This window comes from Flavobacterium quisquiliarum, assembly GCF_019308285.1.
Taxonomy (GTDB): Bacteria; Bacteroidota; Bacteroidia; order Flavobacteriales; family Flavobacteriaceae; genus Flavobacterium; species Flavobacterium quisquiliarum.
Genome location: NZ_WWEM01000002.1, coordinates 40,947 through 57,704, shown reverse-complemented (window position 1 = coordinate 57,704; position 16,758 = coordinate 40,947). Strand labels below are relative to the sequence as shown.

General features: G+C 32.7%; 15 protein-coding genes. 7 read left to right on the top strand and 8 right to left on the bottom strand.

Annotated features, from left to right (window positions below; all coding sequences use genetic code 11):
• Positions 1 to 144: 144 nt before the first annotated feature.
• From GSY47_RS00260 to GSY47_RS00235, 6 genes are all read right to left on the bottom strand, one after another.
• On the bottom strand, positions 145 to 1,323 hold the full coding sequence (locus tag GSY47_RS00260) for a FecR family protein (protein WP_179000690.1): 1,179 nt from the start codon (positions 1,321 to 1,323) through the stop codon (positions 145 to 147).
• A 465-nt stretch (positions 1,324 to 1,788) separates the two neighbouring features.
• Positions 1,789 to 2,352, bottom strand: coding sequence for an RNA polymerase sigma factor (locus GSY47_RS00255; protein ID WP_179000688.1), 564 nt, complete (start codon positions 2,350 to 2,352; stop codon positions 1,789 to 1,791).
• Positions 2,353 to 2,736: 384 nt separating this feature from the next.
• Positions 2,737 to 3,393: a hypothetical protein gene (locus GSY47_RS00250; RefSeq protein WP_008466087.1), complete on the bottom strand. Its 657-nt coding sequence runs from the start codon at positions 3,391 to 3,393 to the stop codon at positions 2,737 to 2,739.
• A gap of 116 nt (positions 3,394 to 3,509) precedes the next feature.
• Complete coding sequence (locus tag GSY47_RS00245) at positions 3,510 to 3,881, bottom strand: YraN family protein (protein ID WP_179000686.1); 372 nt, start codon at positions 3,879 to 3,881, stop codon at positions 3,510 to 3,512.
• Positions 3,882 to 4,028: 147 nt separating this feature from the next.
• Positions 4,029 to 4,928 carry a S66 peptidase family protein gene (locus tag GSY47_RS00240; protein ID WP_179000684.1) on the bottom strand — a complete coding sequence of 300 codons (900 nt, stop codon included), beginning with the start codon at positions 4,926 to 4,928 and terminating at the stop codon, positions 4,029 to 4,031.
• 147 nt (positions 4,929 to 5,075) lie between these two features.
• Positions 5,076 to 6,167: a serine hydrolase domain-containing protein gene (locus GSY47_RS00235; RefSeq protein WP_179000682.1), complete on the bottom strand. Its 1,092-nt coding sequence runs from the start codon at positions 6,165 to 6,167 to the stop codon at positions 5,076 to 5,078.
• A 134-nt stretch (positions 6,168 to 6,301) separates the two neighbouring features.
• Between GSY47_RS00235 and GSY47_RS00230 the strand changes: the two genes are divergently transcribed.
• Together GSY47_RS00230 and GSY47_RS00225 are read left to right on the top strand one after the other, a co-directional pair.
• A complete protein-coding gene (locus tag GSY47_RS00230) occupies positions 6,302 to 7,402 on the top strand; it encodes an endonuclease/exonuclease/phosphatase family protein (RefSeq protein WP_179000680.1) in 1,101 nt (366 codons plus the stop codon).
• Positions 7,403 to 7,520: 118 nt separating this feature from the next.
• Positions 7,521 to 8,060, top strand: coding sequence for a 3-hydroxyanthranilate 3,4-dioxygenase (locus tag GSY47_RS00225; RefSeq protein ID WP_179000678.1), 540 nt, complete (start codon positions 7,521 to 7,523; stop codon positions 8,058 to 8,060).
• Positions 8,061 to 8,179: 119 nt separating this feature from the next.
• Here the strand turns inward: GSY47_RS00225 and GSY47_RS00220 are convergent, their stop codons facing one another.
• On the bottom strand, positions 8,180 to 9,136 hold the full coding sequence (locus GSY47_RS00220; protein ID WP_179000675.1) for an MBL fold metallo-hydrolase: 957 nt from the start codon (positions 9,134 to 9,136) through the stop codon (positions 8,180 to 8,182).
• Positions 9,137 to 9,318: 182 nt separating this feature from the next.
• Here GSY47_RS00220 and amaB point away from each other — a divergent pair, with 182 nt between their 5' ends.
• The 5 genes from amaB (at position 9,319) to GSY47_RS00195 (ending at position 13,874) form a co-directional block, all read left to right on the top strand.
• Positions 9,319 to 10,872 carry an L-piperidine-6-carboxylate dehydrogenase gene (gene amaB / locus GSY47_RS00215; RefSeq protein WP_179000673.1) on the top strand — a complete coding sequence of 518 codons (1,554 nt, stop codon included), beginning with the start codon at positions 9,319 to 9,321 and terminating at the stop codon, positions 10,870 to 10,872.
• Positions 10,873 to 11,029: 157 nt separating this feature from the next.
• Entirely contained in the window at positions 11,030 to 11,842 is an 813-nt protein-coding gene (locus GSY47_RS00210; RefSeq protein ID WP_179000672.1) for a leucine-rich repeat domain-containing protein, read from the top strand.
• A gap of 33 nt (positions 11,843 to 11,875) precedes the next feature.
• Positions 11,876 to 12,919 carry a hypothetical protein gene (locus tag GSY47_RS00205; protein ID WP_179000670.1) on the top strand — a complete coding sequence of 348 codons (1,044 nt, stop codon included), beginning with the start codon at positions 11,876 to 11,878 and terminating at the stop codon, positions 12,917 to 12,919.
• Between the two features lie 6 nt (positions 12,920 to 12,925).
• The gene (locus tag GSY47_RS00200) at positions 12,926 to 13,489 is read left to right on the top strand and encodes a LemA family protein (RefSeq protein ID WP_179000668.1); all 564 of its coding nucleotides are present in this window, start codon (positions 12,926 to 12,928) and stop codon (positions 13,487 to 13,489) included.
• Positions 13,473 to 13,874: a hypothetical protein gene (locus GSY47_RS00195; RefSeq protein ID WP_179000666.1), complete on the top strand. Its 402-nt coding sequence runs from the start codon at positions 13,473 to 13,475 to the stop codon at positions 13,872 to 13,874. Before GSY47_RS00200 ends, GSY47_RS00195 begins: the two co-directional genes overlap by 17 nt.
• 65 nt (positions 13,875 to 13,939) lie before the next feature.
• Here GSY47_RS00195 and GSY47_RS00190 read toward each other — a convergent pair whose 3' ends face one another.
• Positions 13,940 to 16,684, bottom strand: coding sequence for a pectate lyase family protein (locus GSY47_RS00190; protein ID WP_219071025.1), 2,745 nt, complete (start codon positions 16,682 to 16,684; stop codon positions 13,940 to 13,942).
• Positions 16,685 to 16,758: the final 74 nt, after the last annotated feature.

Genomic DNA, 16,758 nt, shown 5'->3' with positions numbered 1-16,758 from the left:
ATTTTTTTTTCATAATTTTGTTAATTGATTGTAGTTAATTCGTTATATTCAATCACTTAGTTAATCGGAAATTGTTCGCAGCTCTTTCCGATTTTTTTATTCCCGCAATGTTATTTCATCATATTTTTTTGTTGGTTTTAGAGGTTAGTTAATTAGTATTTGATTGTCTTTTATGATGTAATTAATGCCATGAATGTCATTAAAATAACTCATTACATTTTCTATAGATTCTTCTTTAAAACTGGCATTAAATTTCTCGTTGGCCAGTTTTTCATTTTTATTGATAATCGTCACATTATAACGTCTTTCCAGTTTGGTGATAATGTTTTTGAAAGTCATGTTTCTAAATGTCAGTCCGCCATCAATCCATGAAGTGTAGATTTCTGTAATAACTGGTTTTGTAAAGATTGAAGCATTTTCTTTATTGAAACTTCCTTTATAACCAGGCTTTAAAATCGTGTTTTTAGCAGCATCAAATTCTTCGTTTGAACGATACATTCCAACAGAACCTTCGACCAAAACAACATCGGTAAGGTTATCTTCCGGATAATTAGAAACATTAAAATGAGTTCCCAAAACGCGGACATTCAGTTCGTCAGCATTCACTATAAAAGGATGTTTTTTATCTTTGGCAACATCAAAAAAAGCTTCTCCGTTCAAATAAACCTGCCGATTTTCTCCAGCGATAAACTTAACAGGATATCTCAAAGTAGTTCCAGAATTTAAATGAACCATAGTTCCATCAGACAATTCTAAACGGAATTTTTTACCATACGGAATTTTAAGTGTGTTATAAACTAATTTATCAGAATCGGTTTCTTTTTCATAAACCAATTTATCGCCGTTTTGATTTCCAATAACATTTCCATTTTTATCCTGAACCTGAACTTTACCATTTTCAGAAATAATCTGAACCGTTCCGTCTTCCATTTGTAAAACAATATCAGTGCTTTTAAAATCGAAAGGAACTTCAGCCGTTTTATTCAAGAAAATTTGTTTATAAGCAAAACCAATTCCAAGAAGCACTAAAAGCGATGCAGCAATTGAAATATACTTTCTGCGATTCGATTTTTTAGGTTGCAGTTCGATTACAGTTTCTTGTTCTTTAGCAGCTGCTAGAATGTTATCAAAAATAGAATCCGCTTTTTGAGCTTCCATTTTTGGCATTTCGTTTAAAAGTTTTTGCACTTCTTCTACAGTCGGAAAATCGTCTGTCAATTTGTTATCACGGCAATAAGCAATTACCTGCTCAGTTTCTTTGGCAGTACATTGATTGAGAATAAACTTTTCTAAAAGCGTTTTTATTTCAGAATTTGAATTCATTAAAGAATGTTTTTTTAGGTTCTGTGTTTCTATAATACAGTTGAGTGAAAGGGTAGTACTACTCAAACGTTATAATTTTTTAAATTTTAACATTTTAAATATTTTATAGTTTTGATTGTCAGTATTTTGTATTGTAATTTTTTATGATGAAAACCATTTTTTGCATTTAGGATTTCAATCTTTGGAAACCTTTAAATTGCCTCCAGCTTTAGCTGGAGGTTGGAAGAATACACTGCAAAAGGCTTTAGCCAAACTAACTATTTTGGCTAAAGCCTAACTGATTACTTATTTTAAGACCTCCAGCTAAAGCTGGAGGCAATTAATCTTCATTTTTAGCCACAGATTAAAGAATTTCCACAGATTGAAATCCATTTAATCTTTTAATCTGTGGCTAAAAAATCAAAATTATAATCAAAAAAAAATCACTCCGAAGAGTGATTTTAATGGTCATTATTGTGGTTTTGGTTAGATAATTTCATCGTGAAGTTGAAAAAAACCGCGCATCGATTCGAGCGCTTTACTCATTTGATTCCGGACTGTATTTATCGATATTCCGAGTTCATTGCTTATTTCTTCATAGCTCATTCCTTTTTTTCGCGACATCTTAAAAATCTGCCGTCGTTTAGGAGGAAGCTGTTTTATAGCCTGTTTTCGGAGTTTTTTGCAATCGGCTTCGCGAATGGCGTAATCTCCGTATTCATGTGTTTTCTGACTTTCGTAGAAAACGGCTTCTTTCAATATAATTTCGTTTGCGGCTTTGTTCAAAACATTAAAAGCCTGATTTCTTGCGATTGTAAAAATATAAGCCTTAAACGACTGTTCTATATTTAAACTCTCGCGGTTGAGCCAAACTTTCATAAAAACATCCTGTACATTCTCTTCTGCTGCCTCTTTTGATTTTAGAAGACTGATACTGTAACCGTAAATATCTTGGTGGTATAAATCAAAAAGTTGGCGAAAAGCTTTTTCGTTTCCGTTTTTGAGTTCACTTACCAATAATTTTTCACTATGGTCGGCAGCTTCTAACAATTTAATCTCGTTTATTTAATTCTAATGGTATTAAACTATCAAAATGCGAGGTCTAATGTCTGACTTCTTCGCAAATATATAAAAATATTATTCGCAACAAATTATATATAAAAAAACTTATTTCGGATTTTTTGTTAGTTTTTTAGAGAAAGATGTAAAATGTCGTGTAAAGTGGCTTTATTACAAGTAAGTGTCATATTGACGCTTTTGTAAAACAAAGTTTATTTCAGAATTTGACTTTTGAGAATATTCTTATTTGAGAAAAATGAAATTTAGGTGGAAGTACTGTATTTACTCAAAAAAAAAATCCTTTCATCTTTCATTAAAAAGATAAAAGGATTGTATGAAGAGGAATCAAAATGGATTCTTCAATAGGATTTTGAATTAGTTTTTCAAGTCTTTAATTACTTTAAAAGCAACATCAACCTGATCTTCTCCAACAAGAATTGTAAACTCGTTTGAAGTCGAAATGACCTCATTAATAATAATTCCTTCCCAAGCCAAACGCTGGAAAATGAAGTAATAAATACCAGGAACTACGATATTTTCTTTTGGTAACTTTACCGTAATGGAAGCCAAATTATCTAATTTCTGGATTAATTTTTCTCTCATAAAGTGTTTTTCAACTAAATGATTAACACTACTGCTGACAACAATATTGGTTTCGTTTACACCACGAGATGAGGTATAAAAAATATCAGATAAAGCATTAATATCAGAGATTAAATCTGCCTGTTTGTTTAAAACAGTTTCAGAAGCAGCAAAAGTGTAATCCGTAAGTTCAGAACGAACAGTGATTTCGCCAATATTTTTAATTACTTTATTGATTTTGTGATTCAATTTAAAATCTAGTTCTTCTGTAAGTCGTTTTAAAGACATTACTACAGCGCCTTGTTTTACTTCTTTACCAAATTCGCTTTCTAATTCGGTCATAATATTTCGCGAAAGTGATGTCAGGTTAATAATTCCGAGCGAGAGGGCATTCAATAAAAATGGTTTTGTTTTAATGTAGTTTTCTACAATAGAAGAAACAGTTTTCATAATCTTTTTTTTTTTTTGTATTCGGTTGGTTGTTAATTTAACATTGCGATGTTATAAATCTCTGCAAATATAAATAAAAAAACAAATTGTTACAATTATAACAATAAAAAATTATGTTAAAAGTGATAAAAAGCGTCGGTAAAATGTTCAATTGCAAATGATTCGCCTTTTTTATGGATTGCAATGATGTCAAAACGGACTTCTATATCTTCAGGAAAATCCTTTTCCCTATCGTTTATGTAGGCATTTACTGCTTTAATGAGTAATTGAATTTTTTTGGACTTCACAAAATCCTGTGGAGAACCAAAATCTAAACTCGAACGAGTCTTAACTTCTACAATCGCTAAAACAGCATCTTTTTGAGCAATTATATCTATTTCGGCTTTCTGAATAACAAAGTTTCGCTCTAGAATGGCATATCCATTTTCTTCTAGATGCGACGCTGCAAGATCTTCTCCTAATTTTCCTAGTTCATTATGTTTTGCCATTGTTTTTTGTTTCAAGTTTCAGGTTTTCTGTATGTAAAAAAGTAAAGCCGCAAAGTGTTTTTAAACTTTGCGGCTTTGCGTCTCTGCGAGATTTTTATGTGGTATTTAAGCCTTTTAAAGAGAGAAAGGTTTAAAGGAATATAAGTTCTATTTTTTAAATGTCAATGTGCTTCCTGTTGCTGTAACTTCCATCGTAACTATATTTCCCATAACTAAAGCTCTATTGTCTCTAATATGTCCTGCTGGGAAATTGAAAATTACTGGAATGTTATATTTTTTGGTCACATCGTCAATAATTTCAAGTGCATTTTTACCCCAAGGCACTTCATTGTCTTTCATGCTGGTCATGCCACCAATAATAATTCCTTTTAGGTTTTCGATGCATCCATTTCGTCTTAAATTCATCATCATACGGTCGATATGATAAAGATATTCATCCAAATCTTCAATAAATAAAATTTTATCCCTGCAGTCAATTGCTGAAGGAGATCCTAATAAACTGTATAAAATAGATAAATTACCACCCACTAATTCTCCAGTTGCACTCCCCAAACGATTCATAGGAGTTGGGCTAATGGAATAAGAAATTGGCTCACCAAACAAACTAGCTTTTAAAGAACTCACGGCATCTGGAGTTGCTCTTGGAACTGTTACAGGCATAATTCCGTGAATAGATTTGTAGCCCATCGTATTTAAATGGTTGTGCAGAACCGTAACGTCGCTGAAACCAATAATCCATTTTGGATGCTGTTTGAATTTGGTAAAATCCAATAAATCTAACATTCTTACCGTTCCATAACCGCCACGAACGCACCAGATTGCTTTAATATTTGGATTGTCCATTTGCTTTTGAAAATCGGCAGCTCTTTGTTCATCTGTTCCTGCTAGTTGATGATAATCTAAACCAATTGTGCTTCCAACGACGGCTTCTAAGCCCCAGCTGTGCAATAAATCTATAGTTGGTTTTAAGTTATCGTCGATATTTTTTCTAGCTGTTGCTAAAAGTGCGACAGTATCTCCTTTTTGTAAATAAGGTGGTGTTATCATGTTTTGTTGAGATTGACAAGTGAATGATTGAAAAGCAAAAATAAGAAATGCGACTCTATATAGGATAAAGTGTTTTTTGAAGTGTTGAAAGCTTTTTCTATTCATTTTTCTTTTTGCTTAAAATTATAAATTATTTTAATTCTTATTTTAATAAAACGGAACACATCCGTATTTAGTTTCCAATTCTTTTAAAATTACAATTAACCCTTCATCTGCTTTTTCAGATTGTACATTGGCAAAGAGAATAAAAGCTTTGTTGGTGGCTTTACAAATATACACTTTGGTTAAAAATGTTCCAGGATTTCCATTATGAAATGAATATTGCTGTTCATTATTTTTGCTGAGTTCTGGATACCAGCCAAAAGAAAATTCGGGCAGGCCAAAATGCATATAATTAAATTCTTCTTCTGTAAAAAGTTTAGATTTTCCTTGTAAACCTTTAAGTTGTAGTTGAATGAATTTACAAAAGTCAGGTAAGCTTACATTGATATTTCCGGCTGACGAAAGCCAGTTTAATTTATAATTTAAAGCTGGTTTTTCGGGAATCATATTTTCATCATGTCCCCAAGGCTGATTTTTGTCTTTTAAATTCGGCTGACCAAATTCAAAATCAATATTCAGGCTTTTTCCTAGTTCTTGTACTAAGGTTTCGTATGTTTTTCCAGTCGCTTTTTCCAGCATTAATCCGGCTGCTACGTAACTAGGATTAGAACCATAAACATCTTGTTTTTCTGAAATAGAAGAAGTTTTTGCGAAAAACCATTTCATAAACTCGTAACGTTGTTCAGGGTTTGTTCCTTTTATTTCTTTTTGGGTTGGAGTTTTATTTCCATACGACCAAGTTGGCATATTTGCTCTAAAAGTTATAAAATCTCTTAAAGTAAAATTGTAATAATTAGGATTACTTCCAGCTTTTAATTCTGGGTATAAATCAAAAAATTTAGTTTCCCATTTTAAGTTGCCCTCTTTAACCAAAACTGCAGCTAAATAGGCTGTAACGGTTTTAGTAATAGAACCTAATCTAAATCGATCTGATAATGCAGCCTTTAAGTTACTATTGATTTTTTTATATCCTAAAGCATTTATTTCTAAAATAGAATCAGAAGAAACTATGGCGTACGCTATTTCTGGAATATTATACTTTACTCTAATACTGTCGACAAATTGGCTGTTTTTCTGAGAATAACAAACTGTGTTGTGGCTTAAGAATAGTATAAATATCGAAAGGATTTTTTTCATTTTCTAAATGGCAAATTGAGCCAGCAAGTTACATGAGAATTTGAATAAAAAAAAGGAAATGCAAAATAAATATTTAGAAAATTCTTACAAACAAATCAATTTTTTATACATTAGATTTTTATTTAAGTAGAACTATGCGCCTTACAACTTTAATTTTTGGTTTTTTTATTTTCTTTAGTAATTGTTCAAATTCGCAACCTAAAAAATACAAAATACATACCGTTGCATTTTACAATTTTGAAAATTTATATGACACTGTAGATGATGATTTTACAAATGATGATGAATGGACTCCAAATGGCACACAACATTGGACAAAACAAAAATATGAGCAAAAGTTGAAAAACTTAGCAAGAGTAATTTCTGAAATTGGAACACCAGAAAATTCAAATGCCCCAGTTTTGTTTGGTTGTGCTGAAGTAGAAAATAGAGATGTTTTGGAGGACTTAATCAAAGAATCAAAATTACAGCAATTTGATTTCGGAATCATTCATTTTGATTCACCCGATAAACGTGGCATCGATGTAGCATTGCTTTATCAGAAAAAGTACTTTCGCCCGACTTCTTTTTCCAACATTCCATTAATCATTTATAAAAAAAATAGTCTCAAAAAAGAAGAACAATCGGAAATTGAAGATGATGAACTTGAAATTAAAAAAGAAAACAACAATCGTGTTTTTACCAGAGATCAGCTATTGGTTTCGGGATTTTTAGAAAATGAAGAAATACATATAATAGTCAATCACTGGCCGTCAAGATCTGGAGGAGAAAAAGCCACAACTTTGTTTAGAGAAGCAGCAGGAAAGTTGAACCGAAAAATTATCGATTCTTTACAAAAGATAAACCCACAAGCAAAAGTGATGACAATGGGGGATTTTAACGACGGACCAATTAATAATAGTGTAAAAATGGCTTTGGGAGCAAAAGGAAAGAAGTCAGAAGTTTTAGAATTTGGTGTTTTTAATCCGTTTGAAGAATTAGTAAATAAAGGATTGGGAACAATCGCTTTTCGGGATTCCTGGAATATTTTCGATCAAATTATGATGACAGCATCTTTAACTAAATCAGATTTTGCAACTTTTAGTTTTTGGAAGGCAGGGATTTTCACCAGACCTTATCTTATTCAGAATTCGGGACAATATAAAGGTTATCCGTTGCGAAATACATTAACAGAAGCAGGTTTTAGTGATCATTTTCCGGTTTATGTTTATTTGATAAAAGAAATTCGACAGTAGAGACGCACCGCAGTGCGTCTAACTTTTTTCTCAAAATGGAATTAGAAACCGAAAGACGCACTGCAGTGCGTCTCTACAAATTCACTACCTTAGCTTTTCACAATTTAGAATTAAAAAAATGGCTATAGCAAAACCTTTCAACTTAACTAAATGGATTGACGAAAACCGTCATTTATTAAAACCGCCAGTTGGAAATAAAAATCTTTACGTAGATTCTGGTGATTATATCGTAATGATTGTGGCGGGACCAAATGCAAGAAAAGATTATCATTATAACGAAACCGAAGAACTTTTTTATCAATTAGAAGGCAGTATAAAAGTAGTGATTCAGGAAGATGGGGAGCGAAAGGAAATGGAATTAAATGCTGGCGATATGTACCTGCATCCGGCAAAAGTGCCACATTCTCCCGTTCGTTCTGCAGGTTCTATCGGATTGGTAATAGAACGTAAACGTGCTGGGCAAGGTTTTACCGATGGTTTGCTTTGGCATTGTGACAATTGCAATCATAAATTGTATGAAGTGTATTTTGAATTGCACAATATCGAGAAAGATTTCTTACCTCATTTTGAACATTTTTACAATTCAGAAGAATTAAGAACATGCGATAAATGTGGAACTGTGATGGAGACTGATCCTAGATTTGTGGCTAAGAAATAAATTAAATTTAATTTTAGATATCAAACCCGACAGGTTTTTAAAATCTGTCGGGTTTATAATAAAGAAGAATTAATTTTAAAAATTCTTTTAATTCCGTGAAATCTTTTGCTAAATAAAAACTACAACACAAACTTTTTCCCCTGTTCAGGATAAATAAGCTTCAATCCTAAATCATTTTGATTTTTTAACTGTTCTTTAATTTTGGCAATATTTTTTGCAGGAGGTTTTAAATGAGTAATGACAATTTTGAAATTGTTTAATGAACCTTTTCCAGCCAAATCTTCTAAAATATGAAGCTCAGTCATTAAATGAGTTGGAGTCAAATGCCCGAATAAAAATTTATCAGGCTGTTCATTTGGAAACGAAACCTCAATAAAAATTCCCTTTAATTGTTTGGTCTGAACCAAAGGGGCAACTGTCGTCCATAAAGCTTTTAGTTTATCGCTTTTCTCAACAGAATCAGGACCAGTATCGCCCAAATATAAAACATAAGAATCTTCACTTTTAACTAGAAATGCAGTACTTTCAAATGGATTGACATGGCTTAACGGAAAAGCCTTAACCATCATTTTAGTATTTGAAATTGGAGTTTCTTCATCAATGTTCAGAGTTTGAAAGTGATATTTTTTCAAAGGAAAACCAGGGCCTTTATCTCCAAAATTCGCCCAAGTCTGATCGTTGAAATAATGATTTTCCATCATTTCCATGCATTTCTCTGTTGCATAAACTGTTTTAGAAGAATCAGCGGGAGAGTTAATGATTAAACCCGAAACGTGATCTAAATGAGCATGCGAAATTAAATACCCTTTAATATATTTCTTTAAAACTTCGTTTGTCGAAACTTTAAATACTTTGTTTTCAATTGCCTTTTCGATTCCAGCGTTTATCGTTCCAGCATCGAGACAGATATAATCGTTTGTATTAACTGGAGCAAGCAAATAAGCTGATAGATTTTTTTCATCAATACCGCCTTTTATTCCTAAAGGAACTATCTGAAAAGTAGATTTTTCTTTTTGAGAAAAAACATTTGATGAAATTAAAAGAAGGCAAAGTAATAGTCGGTAAAAATGAAGCATGATTTTTATTTTAAATAGTGCAAATTTCATTAAATAAATTCAATTAGTGAAGTCTAGTTTCTGTTAATACTATTAAATAACCTTAAATTTACATCTATTTATAAATTAACTTCAATTTGAAATTAATTCTAAAACTATATCTTTACATTAATAATATAACAATTTTAACTAAAAAAGTTACAATGACAACAATAGCATCGCAATTTGGAATGAAGGAAGCTCTGGAAAAATTGGGCATTAAAACCATAAATGAAGGAACATCAACAGGAATAAATAATTTTTCATCTGGAGAAATCTTAGAAAGTTATTCGCCGGTTGACGGAAAATTAATTGCTTCAGTAAAAATGTCATCATCTGAGGATTATGAAAAAGCAATTCAAACCGCAGCAGAAGCTTTTAAAACGTTTAGATTAATTCCTGCACCACAACGTGGTGAAATTGTACGTCAGTTTGGAGAAAAATTGAGACAAAATAAAGAAGCACTTGGTAAATTGGTTTCTTACGAAATGGGAAAATCATTGCAGGAAGGTTTTGGAGAAGTTCAGGAAATGATTGATATCTGCGATTTTGCTGTTGGTTTATCACGTCAGCTTCACGGATTAACGATGCATTCTGAAAGACCGGGACATAGAATGTATGAACAATATCATCCGTTGGGAATTGTCGGAATCATTTCGGCGTTTAATTTCCCAGTTGCGGTTTGGTCTTGGAACACAGCATTGGCGTGGATTTCTGGTGATGTCTGTGTTTGGAAGCCTTCAGAAAAAACACCTTTATGCGGTATTGCTTGTCAAAATATAATTGCTCAGGTTATTAAGGAAAATAATCTGCCAGAAGGAATTTCGTGCTTAATAAATGGAGATTACAAAATAGGAGAATTAATGACAGCTGATACTCGTATTCCGCTTGTTTCTGCAACGGGTTCGACTAGAATGGGGAAAATTGTGGCTCAGAAAGTTGCCGGAAGATTAGGAAAATCTTTATTAGAATTAGGAGGGAACAACGCGATTATTGTTACGCCGGATGCTGATATAAAAATGACGGTTATTGGAGCTGTTTTTGGAGCAGTTGGAACAGCAGGACAGCGTTGTACATCAACACGAAGATTGATTATTCACGAAAATATTTATGATAAAGTAAAAGATGCATTGGTTGCTGCTTACAAACAATTACGAATTGGAAATCCGCTTGACGAAAACAATCATGTTGGACCACTGATTGATGTTCATGCCGTAGAAATGTATGCATCGGCTTTAAATAAAGTTGTGGCCGAAGGCGGAAAGATTTTGGTTGAAGGAGGAGTACTTTCAGGAGAAGGTTACGAAAGTGGCTGTTATGTAAAACCAGCAATTGCAGAAGCAGAAAATTCATTTGAAATTGTACAACATGAAACTTTTGCTCCGGTTTTATATTTACTTAAATATTCAGGAGAAGTTGATAATGCAATCGAAATTCAGAATGGTGTTGCGCAAGGTTTATCATCAGCAATTATGACGAATAATTTAAGAGAAGCCGAAAGATTTTTATCTGTAACAGGTTCTGATTGTGGCATTGCAAACGTAAATATTGGAACTTCGGGAGCAGAAATTGGTGGTGCTTTTGGAGGTGAAAAAGAAACCGGAGGAGGGCGCGAATCAGGTTCAGATGCGTGGAAAATTTATATGAGACGCCAGACCAATACCATTAATTATACAACGAATCTTCCATTAGCACAGGGAATTAAATTTGACTTGTAATACAAGAAGTTAGAGAATAAATAAAAACCGCTTTTTTCATTAATTGAAGAAAGCGGTTTTTTTAATGGCAAAATTTGTAGTATTTTTATTTTAATTTGTAATTCGCCGTTATTTTCCCAGCATCATTTCTTGATGCTTAATTTATAAGAAACTAAAAATGACTTTGATTTTTTTAGCTGGACTAACTCCTTTTGGATATGCATTTATTGGTATTATTCTGTTATCTTTTTTACTGGCTTATTTATGGCTTAGATCATCCCATAAAGAACAAAAGGCAGGTTGTTTGTCTGTTGGTTTTACAGTACTATTAATTGGGTTCGTTTTAATGTTTCCTGTTTTTTTCTCATTTGCCATTATCGAAAATGGAGGTGAAATCGGAATAATAGGAGTAGCAGTTTTTTGGATTTTAATTTTAGGCTTGACGGTATACTTTTTTACTGTAAAAAATACTACCAAGGTGAAAAAAGTCATCTTTTCTATTCTGAAATATTGTCTTTATTTACTATTTTTTGGACTGTTTCTTACACTTGTTCTCGGAATGGCTTATTACATTTACGTTCGTCTTTTTACATCAGAAAAAAATGATGATCCAATTTGGCCTGCATTTTTATGTATCTTTTTTATAGCGTCTTTGATCTTAGCGGGATTTGGTCTTTTAAACAGAAACAAAGAAGAGAAGAAAAAAGAAAAAACGACTTTTTACAATTTAGATGAAGCAAAATTAAAATCAGAACTTGTCATCGAATTGGATTTATCTAAACAACAATTGAAAATATTTCCAGTAGAGATTTTACAGTTTAAAAATTTAAAATTTTTGGTTTTAAGTGATAATGAAATCGCTGAAATTCCAAATGAAATTAACAAATTACAGAAGCTTATAGGTCTGGATTTAAGTCAAAATCCGATTTCTGATTTAGAAAGAAATAGAATTAGAAAGTTACTGTCTAAAGAAGTCGAAATTGTATTTTAACCCTAAGAAAACATAACCATTTGCCCTTTTATTATGAATGATTTTTTCGAATTTTTAACTCAAAATAGAGTAGATACTGCGGAGGTTATTTTTTTAATGCTTTTTAGTTTAGGAATTGCCTTATTTCAGACTTTAATCTTTTCAGGACTTTTTAATTTGAAATTTCCTAATTGGCTTTTTTTTGTTTTATCTCCAGCTATTGTTGGAATTAGTTATGTAATAGATACTTCTTTTCCTTTGGCTACTGTGTTGTTATTATTTATTTCTCTTTTCTTTTGTGCGATTATTGGAATGATTTACGCAGGAATTCAGAGTGGTAAAGAGGAAAAAATAGAACGAGAAAAATTTAATAAAAAACATAATATTCCTAAAACAACATTTGGTCAAAAGATTCTTGGAGTTTTTATTATAGCGGGTATTTTTGGAACTTTTATTTTATTGGCAGAGACCGAAAATCTAAAACTTCTTTTTTTAATTATTCCGGGTTTTATTATTCTAAAGAATATCTTTTTTCCTAGCAGTAAAAGCAAATTTATGCGTCTGCAGTCTATTCTTCCCACTTCAAAAATGGATTCAATTGCAATGGGAATGGTAGAAGTAGAGGGTGATCTCGAAGAGATTGAACCCATTATTTCACCCTATTTTAATAAACCCTGCATTGGATATTATTATAAAATTGAAAAAGAAAGCAAACCCGATGATAATGGCAGAACGACTTATTCTACTATTTTTAGTGAAGTTAAAACAGGCAAATTTAAAATTAAAGATGAAACAGGTTCTGTCATTGTTGATGGAGAAGGAATGGAATATTTCTTCGATAGAGTTGACAATCAGCAAGGAGGTAAGACCAGATATTCAGAAACGTATTTAAGACATAACGATTACATGTTTCTGATAGGCTATGCCGGTTCAGATAATGGAAAAACAATTATAAAAAAGGGAGATTCAGATAATGTATTTGGGATTGCAATTCCACGAAGTATTTCATTTAGAAACAAATACAAACCCTTATTAGATTCCTTTTTAATTACTCTGTTTTTTATTTCGCTTCTAATTATTTATATCATTCTAAACTAAACAAATATGACAGTTCAAAATATTGCTTTAATCGTCGGAATAATTCTGCTTTTCGTGTTCTTTAACTTTTTTATCAGAATTTATAATAAGCTGGTTATGCTTAAAAATAATTATGAAAAAGCCTTTAGAAATATTGATGTGATTCTAATGCAAAGGGCAGAGGAAGTTCCAGAGTTGGTAAAAGTGGCTTCTAAATTTATGGAACATGAAACGGAATTATTAACGAATCTAACTAAATTAAGAACTGATTTTCTGAACTCAAAATCAGTTGGAGAAAAAATTGAAAATGCAAATGAGTTTTCAAAAACGATGAAAAACCTATTTGCTGTTTCTGAAAATTATCCAACATTGGCATCAAACAGTAATTTTTTGGAACTACAGAAAAGAGTGTCCCAAATGGAAGATAAAATTGCTGATAGAAGAGAGTTTTTTAATGACAGTATCAATCTTTATAATGTGGGAATTGAAGAGTTTCCTAACTTTATTTTAGCCAAAATGATGGGGTATAAATCTCAGAGTTTATTTGATGTAACACCAGAACAAAAGAAGTACGATGGAATTCAATTTTGATACCTTTTTTGGATACGAAAAACAGATAAACAATCAGCCTGATGTTTTTATGATTTATAGTTTTGCAGGTATAGTTTTTGGAATAATGGCATTGCTTTTTTTAGCAATTATTATTAGAAAAATTGGGCTGAATAGTATAAACAGTTATATCGTAAACCCGTTAATGCTAGCATTAGGACTGACATTTATAGTTTCGATTCTGCCAACAGTCATTTTTTACGTAGCTACATCAGATATTTCTTTTGTAAAGATTGTTTACAGCTGGATTGTAATTTTTATTGGGATGTTATTTTTTGTTGGTTTCAATCTGGAGTCAATTAAAAAATGTTTGAATGAATTTGGAAAAATAACGGAACAGCAAGAGTTTAGAAACCGTAAGAGATAGAAATAAAATGTAAAAAGGCTTCCAAATCAGGAAGCCTTTTTTATGATTAGAAAATGTTCAAATATTTATTTTTTAATGACAGTTTGATTAATTGCACCTTCGGTTGTTGAAATTTTAGCAAAATAACTTCCTGATGCCAGATGACTAACATCGATATTTTCGGCTCCTTTTTGAACAGTTTTCACTAGGATTCCGCTCACATTATAAATTAGAATACTTTCCACTTTCTGCACTGGATCTGATACGTATAGAGTGTTTGAAACCGGATTTGGATATAAATATACTTTTGTGTCGGTAGCTAATTCTGGCTGTGCCATTTTTAATGTCCCAGTATTGTAAACCGTGCTCATATAAAATAAGTTTGAAGTATCTTTTTTGGTTATAGTATGACTTCCCGCTGTTAATGATACTGTTACAATTCCGTTTGTTGCTACTTTATCTACATTATCCACTTTAATAGTTGCAGTAGCTTCTACAAAGACTAAAGTTAAAGTACTTGCTTGGGCAGTTGTAAACGAAATGTTGGTGGAAGATTCGATTTTTAAACATTGCGTTAGTGTTAAACCATTATAGGTAACAGTTCCTTTTGTTGTAGAAAGGTTACCTGTTATAGTGTAGAAATCGCTGTCTTTTCCAGATATAGTAAAATTATGTATTTCATCTCCAGAAGGATTACTAGTTGTAACTGTTATAGTTCCAGAAGCCGATGCGGTAGTTCCTGTTCCTGTAGTAGTTACTGTGTAAGATACATTCACAGTTGGTGTTCCTGTAATCGTAATGGTTTTGGCAGAGCTGTTTTTTACAAAGCTGATGCCTGAAGCAGGTAATCCAGTTACTGAAGCATCTGTTGCAGTTCCTCCCCAAGTAAATACAATGGAGCTTATCGCAGTTCCGCTGGCAACAGTCTGGCTGTTATTGTTTGTAGATGTTAAAGTCTGAGTTCCTGCAGCGTTAACTGTAATCGTTCCTGATCCCGTTGCCGGATTCCCTGCTGAACCTGTTGTAGCGATTGAATAAGTTACATTCGCAGTTGGAGTTCCAGTAATCGTAATTGTTTTCGCTGTAGCGTTTTTTACGAATGATAATCCTGAAGCCGGTAAACCTGTTACAGTAGCATCAGTAGCATCACCTCCCCATGTAAAGACAATAGTTTCAATCGCTGTTCCGCTAGTTACGGTTTGATTAGTGTTTGAAGGTGAAGTCAAAGTTTGATTTCCAGTTGTTCCGCCTTGTACAGCAACTAAACCAGTCTGATAAGAGTTTAAAGCATCTCTTAAGCCAATATTTACACAGTCGGCAGTATCGTCAACAGCATTGTTGAATGTCCATTGAAAATCACCTCCAGAAACACGTCCGGCATATTGCATAACAGTAGTTTTGGCATTTTCTGGCGTTTCAGGTGTATAAGCATACATGACACTTGAATTGGTATCAAAATTATTATAAGTTTTAGCTCCTTTTTTTGATTTAATACTGCTGTTGATGGTTTCATTTCTAGTCGCTGCAACATACGCATCAAATTCTACTGGATATGTGGTTGCATTGTATCCAACGAAACGAGTTTGTCCGCTCATAGTGTTGTTAAATGCTTTAATTGTGCCACCATCTTCACTTGAAAAAGTTCCTCCAGTACCATAAAAAATATCTGTTCCCTGCATAGAAGTCAGCATAGGGTATTTACAATTTCTGAAGAAATTAGCTTCAACAAAAACAGAAGAACCTAAAGTTGACCCAACACCATATTTAGAATTTCCATCATAATAATTATTATAAACGTGAGCAGAATAATAACGGATTCTTGGATGGCGCGAATCGGAATGATCGTACCAGTTGTGGTGATAAGTTATATATAAACCTTCTGTAGTTCCTTCGCTTAAACCTAATAAATTGCTTTTTCCATTATCCCAAAAGTGATTGTATGAAAAGGTTACATAAGTCGATTTTTTGCAATCTAGAGCTCCGTCACCTTTTATTTGATCTGCGTCGCCACCAGGTTTTCCATAAAAGAAATCACAATTATGTACCCAGACATAATCGTTGTCTTGCTGTAAACCAATGTTATCACCTTCACCGCTATCCACATTCATAATTCCAATATTTCGAATTTCTATGTTTGAAGCATTTTTGACTCTGATTCCCCAGCCATCTGCTGTAGCATCGTTTCCAATTCCCTCCAGAGTGATGTAGCTTGCTGCATTGTTATTATTTTCAATTACCAGATCACCATTCATCATATAAGTTAAGTCAGTGATTTGACCAATCATACGAATAATTAAAGGTCTTGTGTCTTTTCCTTTTTTATATCCGTCCAGAATCGTTTGAAGTCCAACACACGGATTAGCTGATGCTCCTGTTACATTAAGTGAAATTGTGTTTTTGGTTTGCTGTGTGATGTAAAGGATTACTGCATTGCTTTTTGGAGTTCCATCTGCATTATAAGCTCCAGGAACTCTGGAGTTTGAAAATGCAAATCCGGATCTGTCATGAGCTTTAACGGTTAATGAAGTGGTTGTGGTTCCAGTTCCTTCAACACCAGAAATAACAGGTTTGATTTTTACTGTGTAAGATCCGGCTTTTAGGCCTGGAATGTCGGCTCTAAAATAAGTTCCGTAGCTTCTGATCAGTTCATTATCAATCTTTTGGTCTACGATTCCTCCCCCAGTGTAATAAACATTGTAGGTTTGAGCGTTGTTTACGGGCTGCCATTTTACGAATACGGATTCAAGCCAGCCGCTTGCTTCTGTGATTTGTTGTGACCATGTTTGGAGGGTAATTAAAAAGAAGGTCATAAAAAGTAGATTTTTTTTCATAATTGCGTGGTTTAAATTTGTTAATAAGTAAGTGGTTTTGCTATCGATAATTAGTGGCTTAATTGTAATCGATT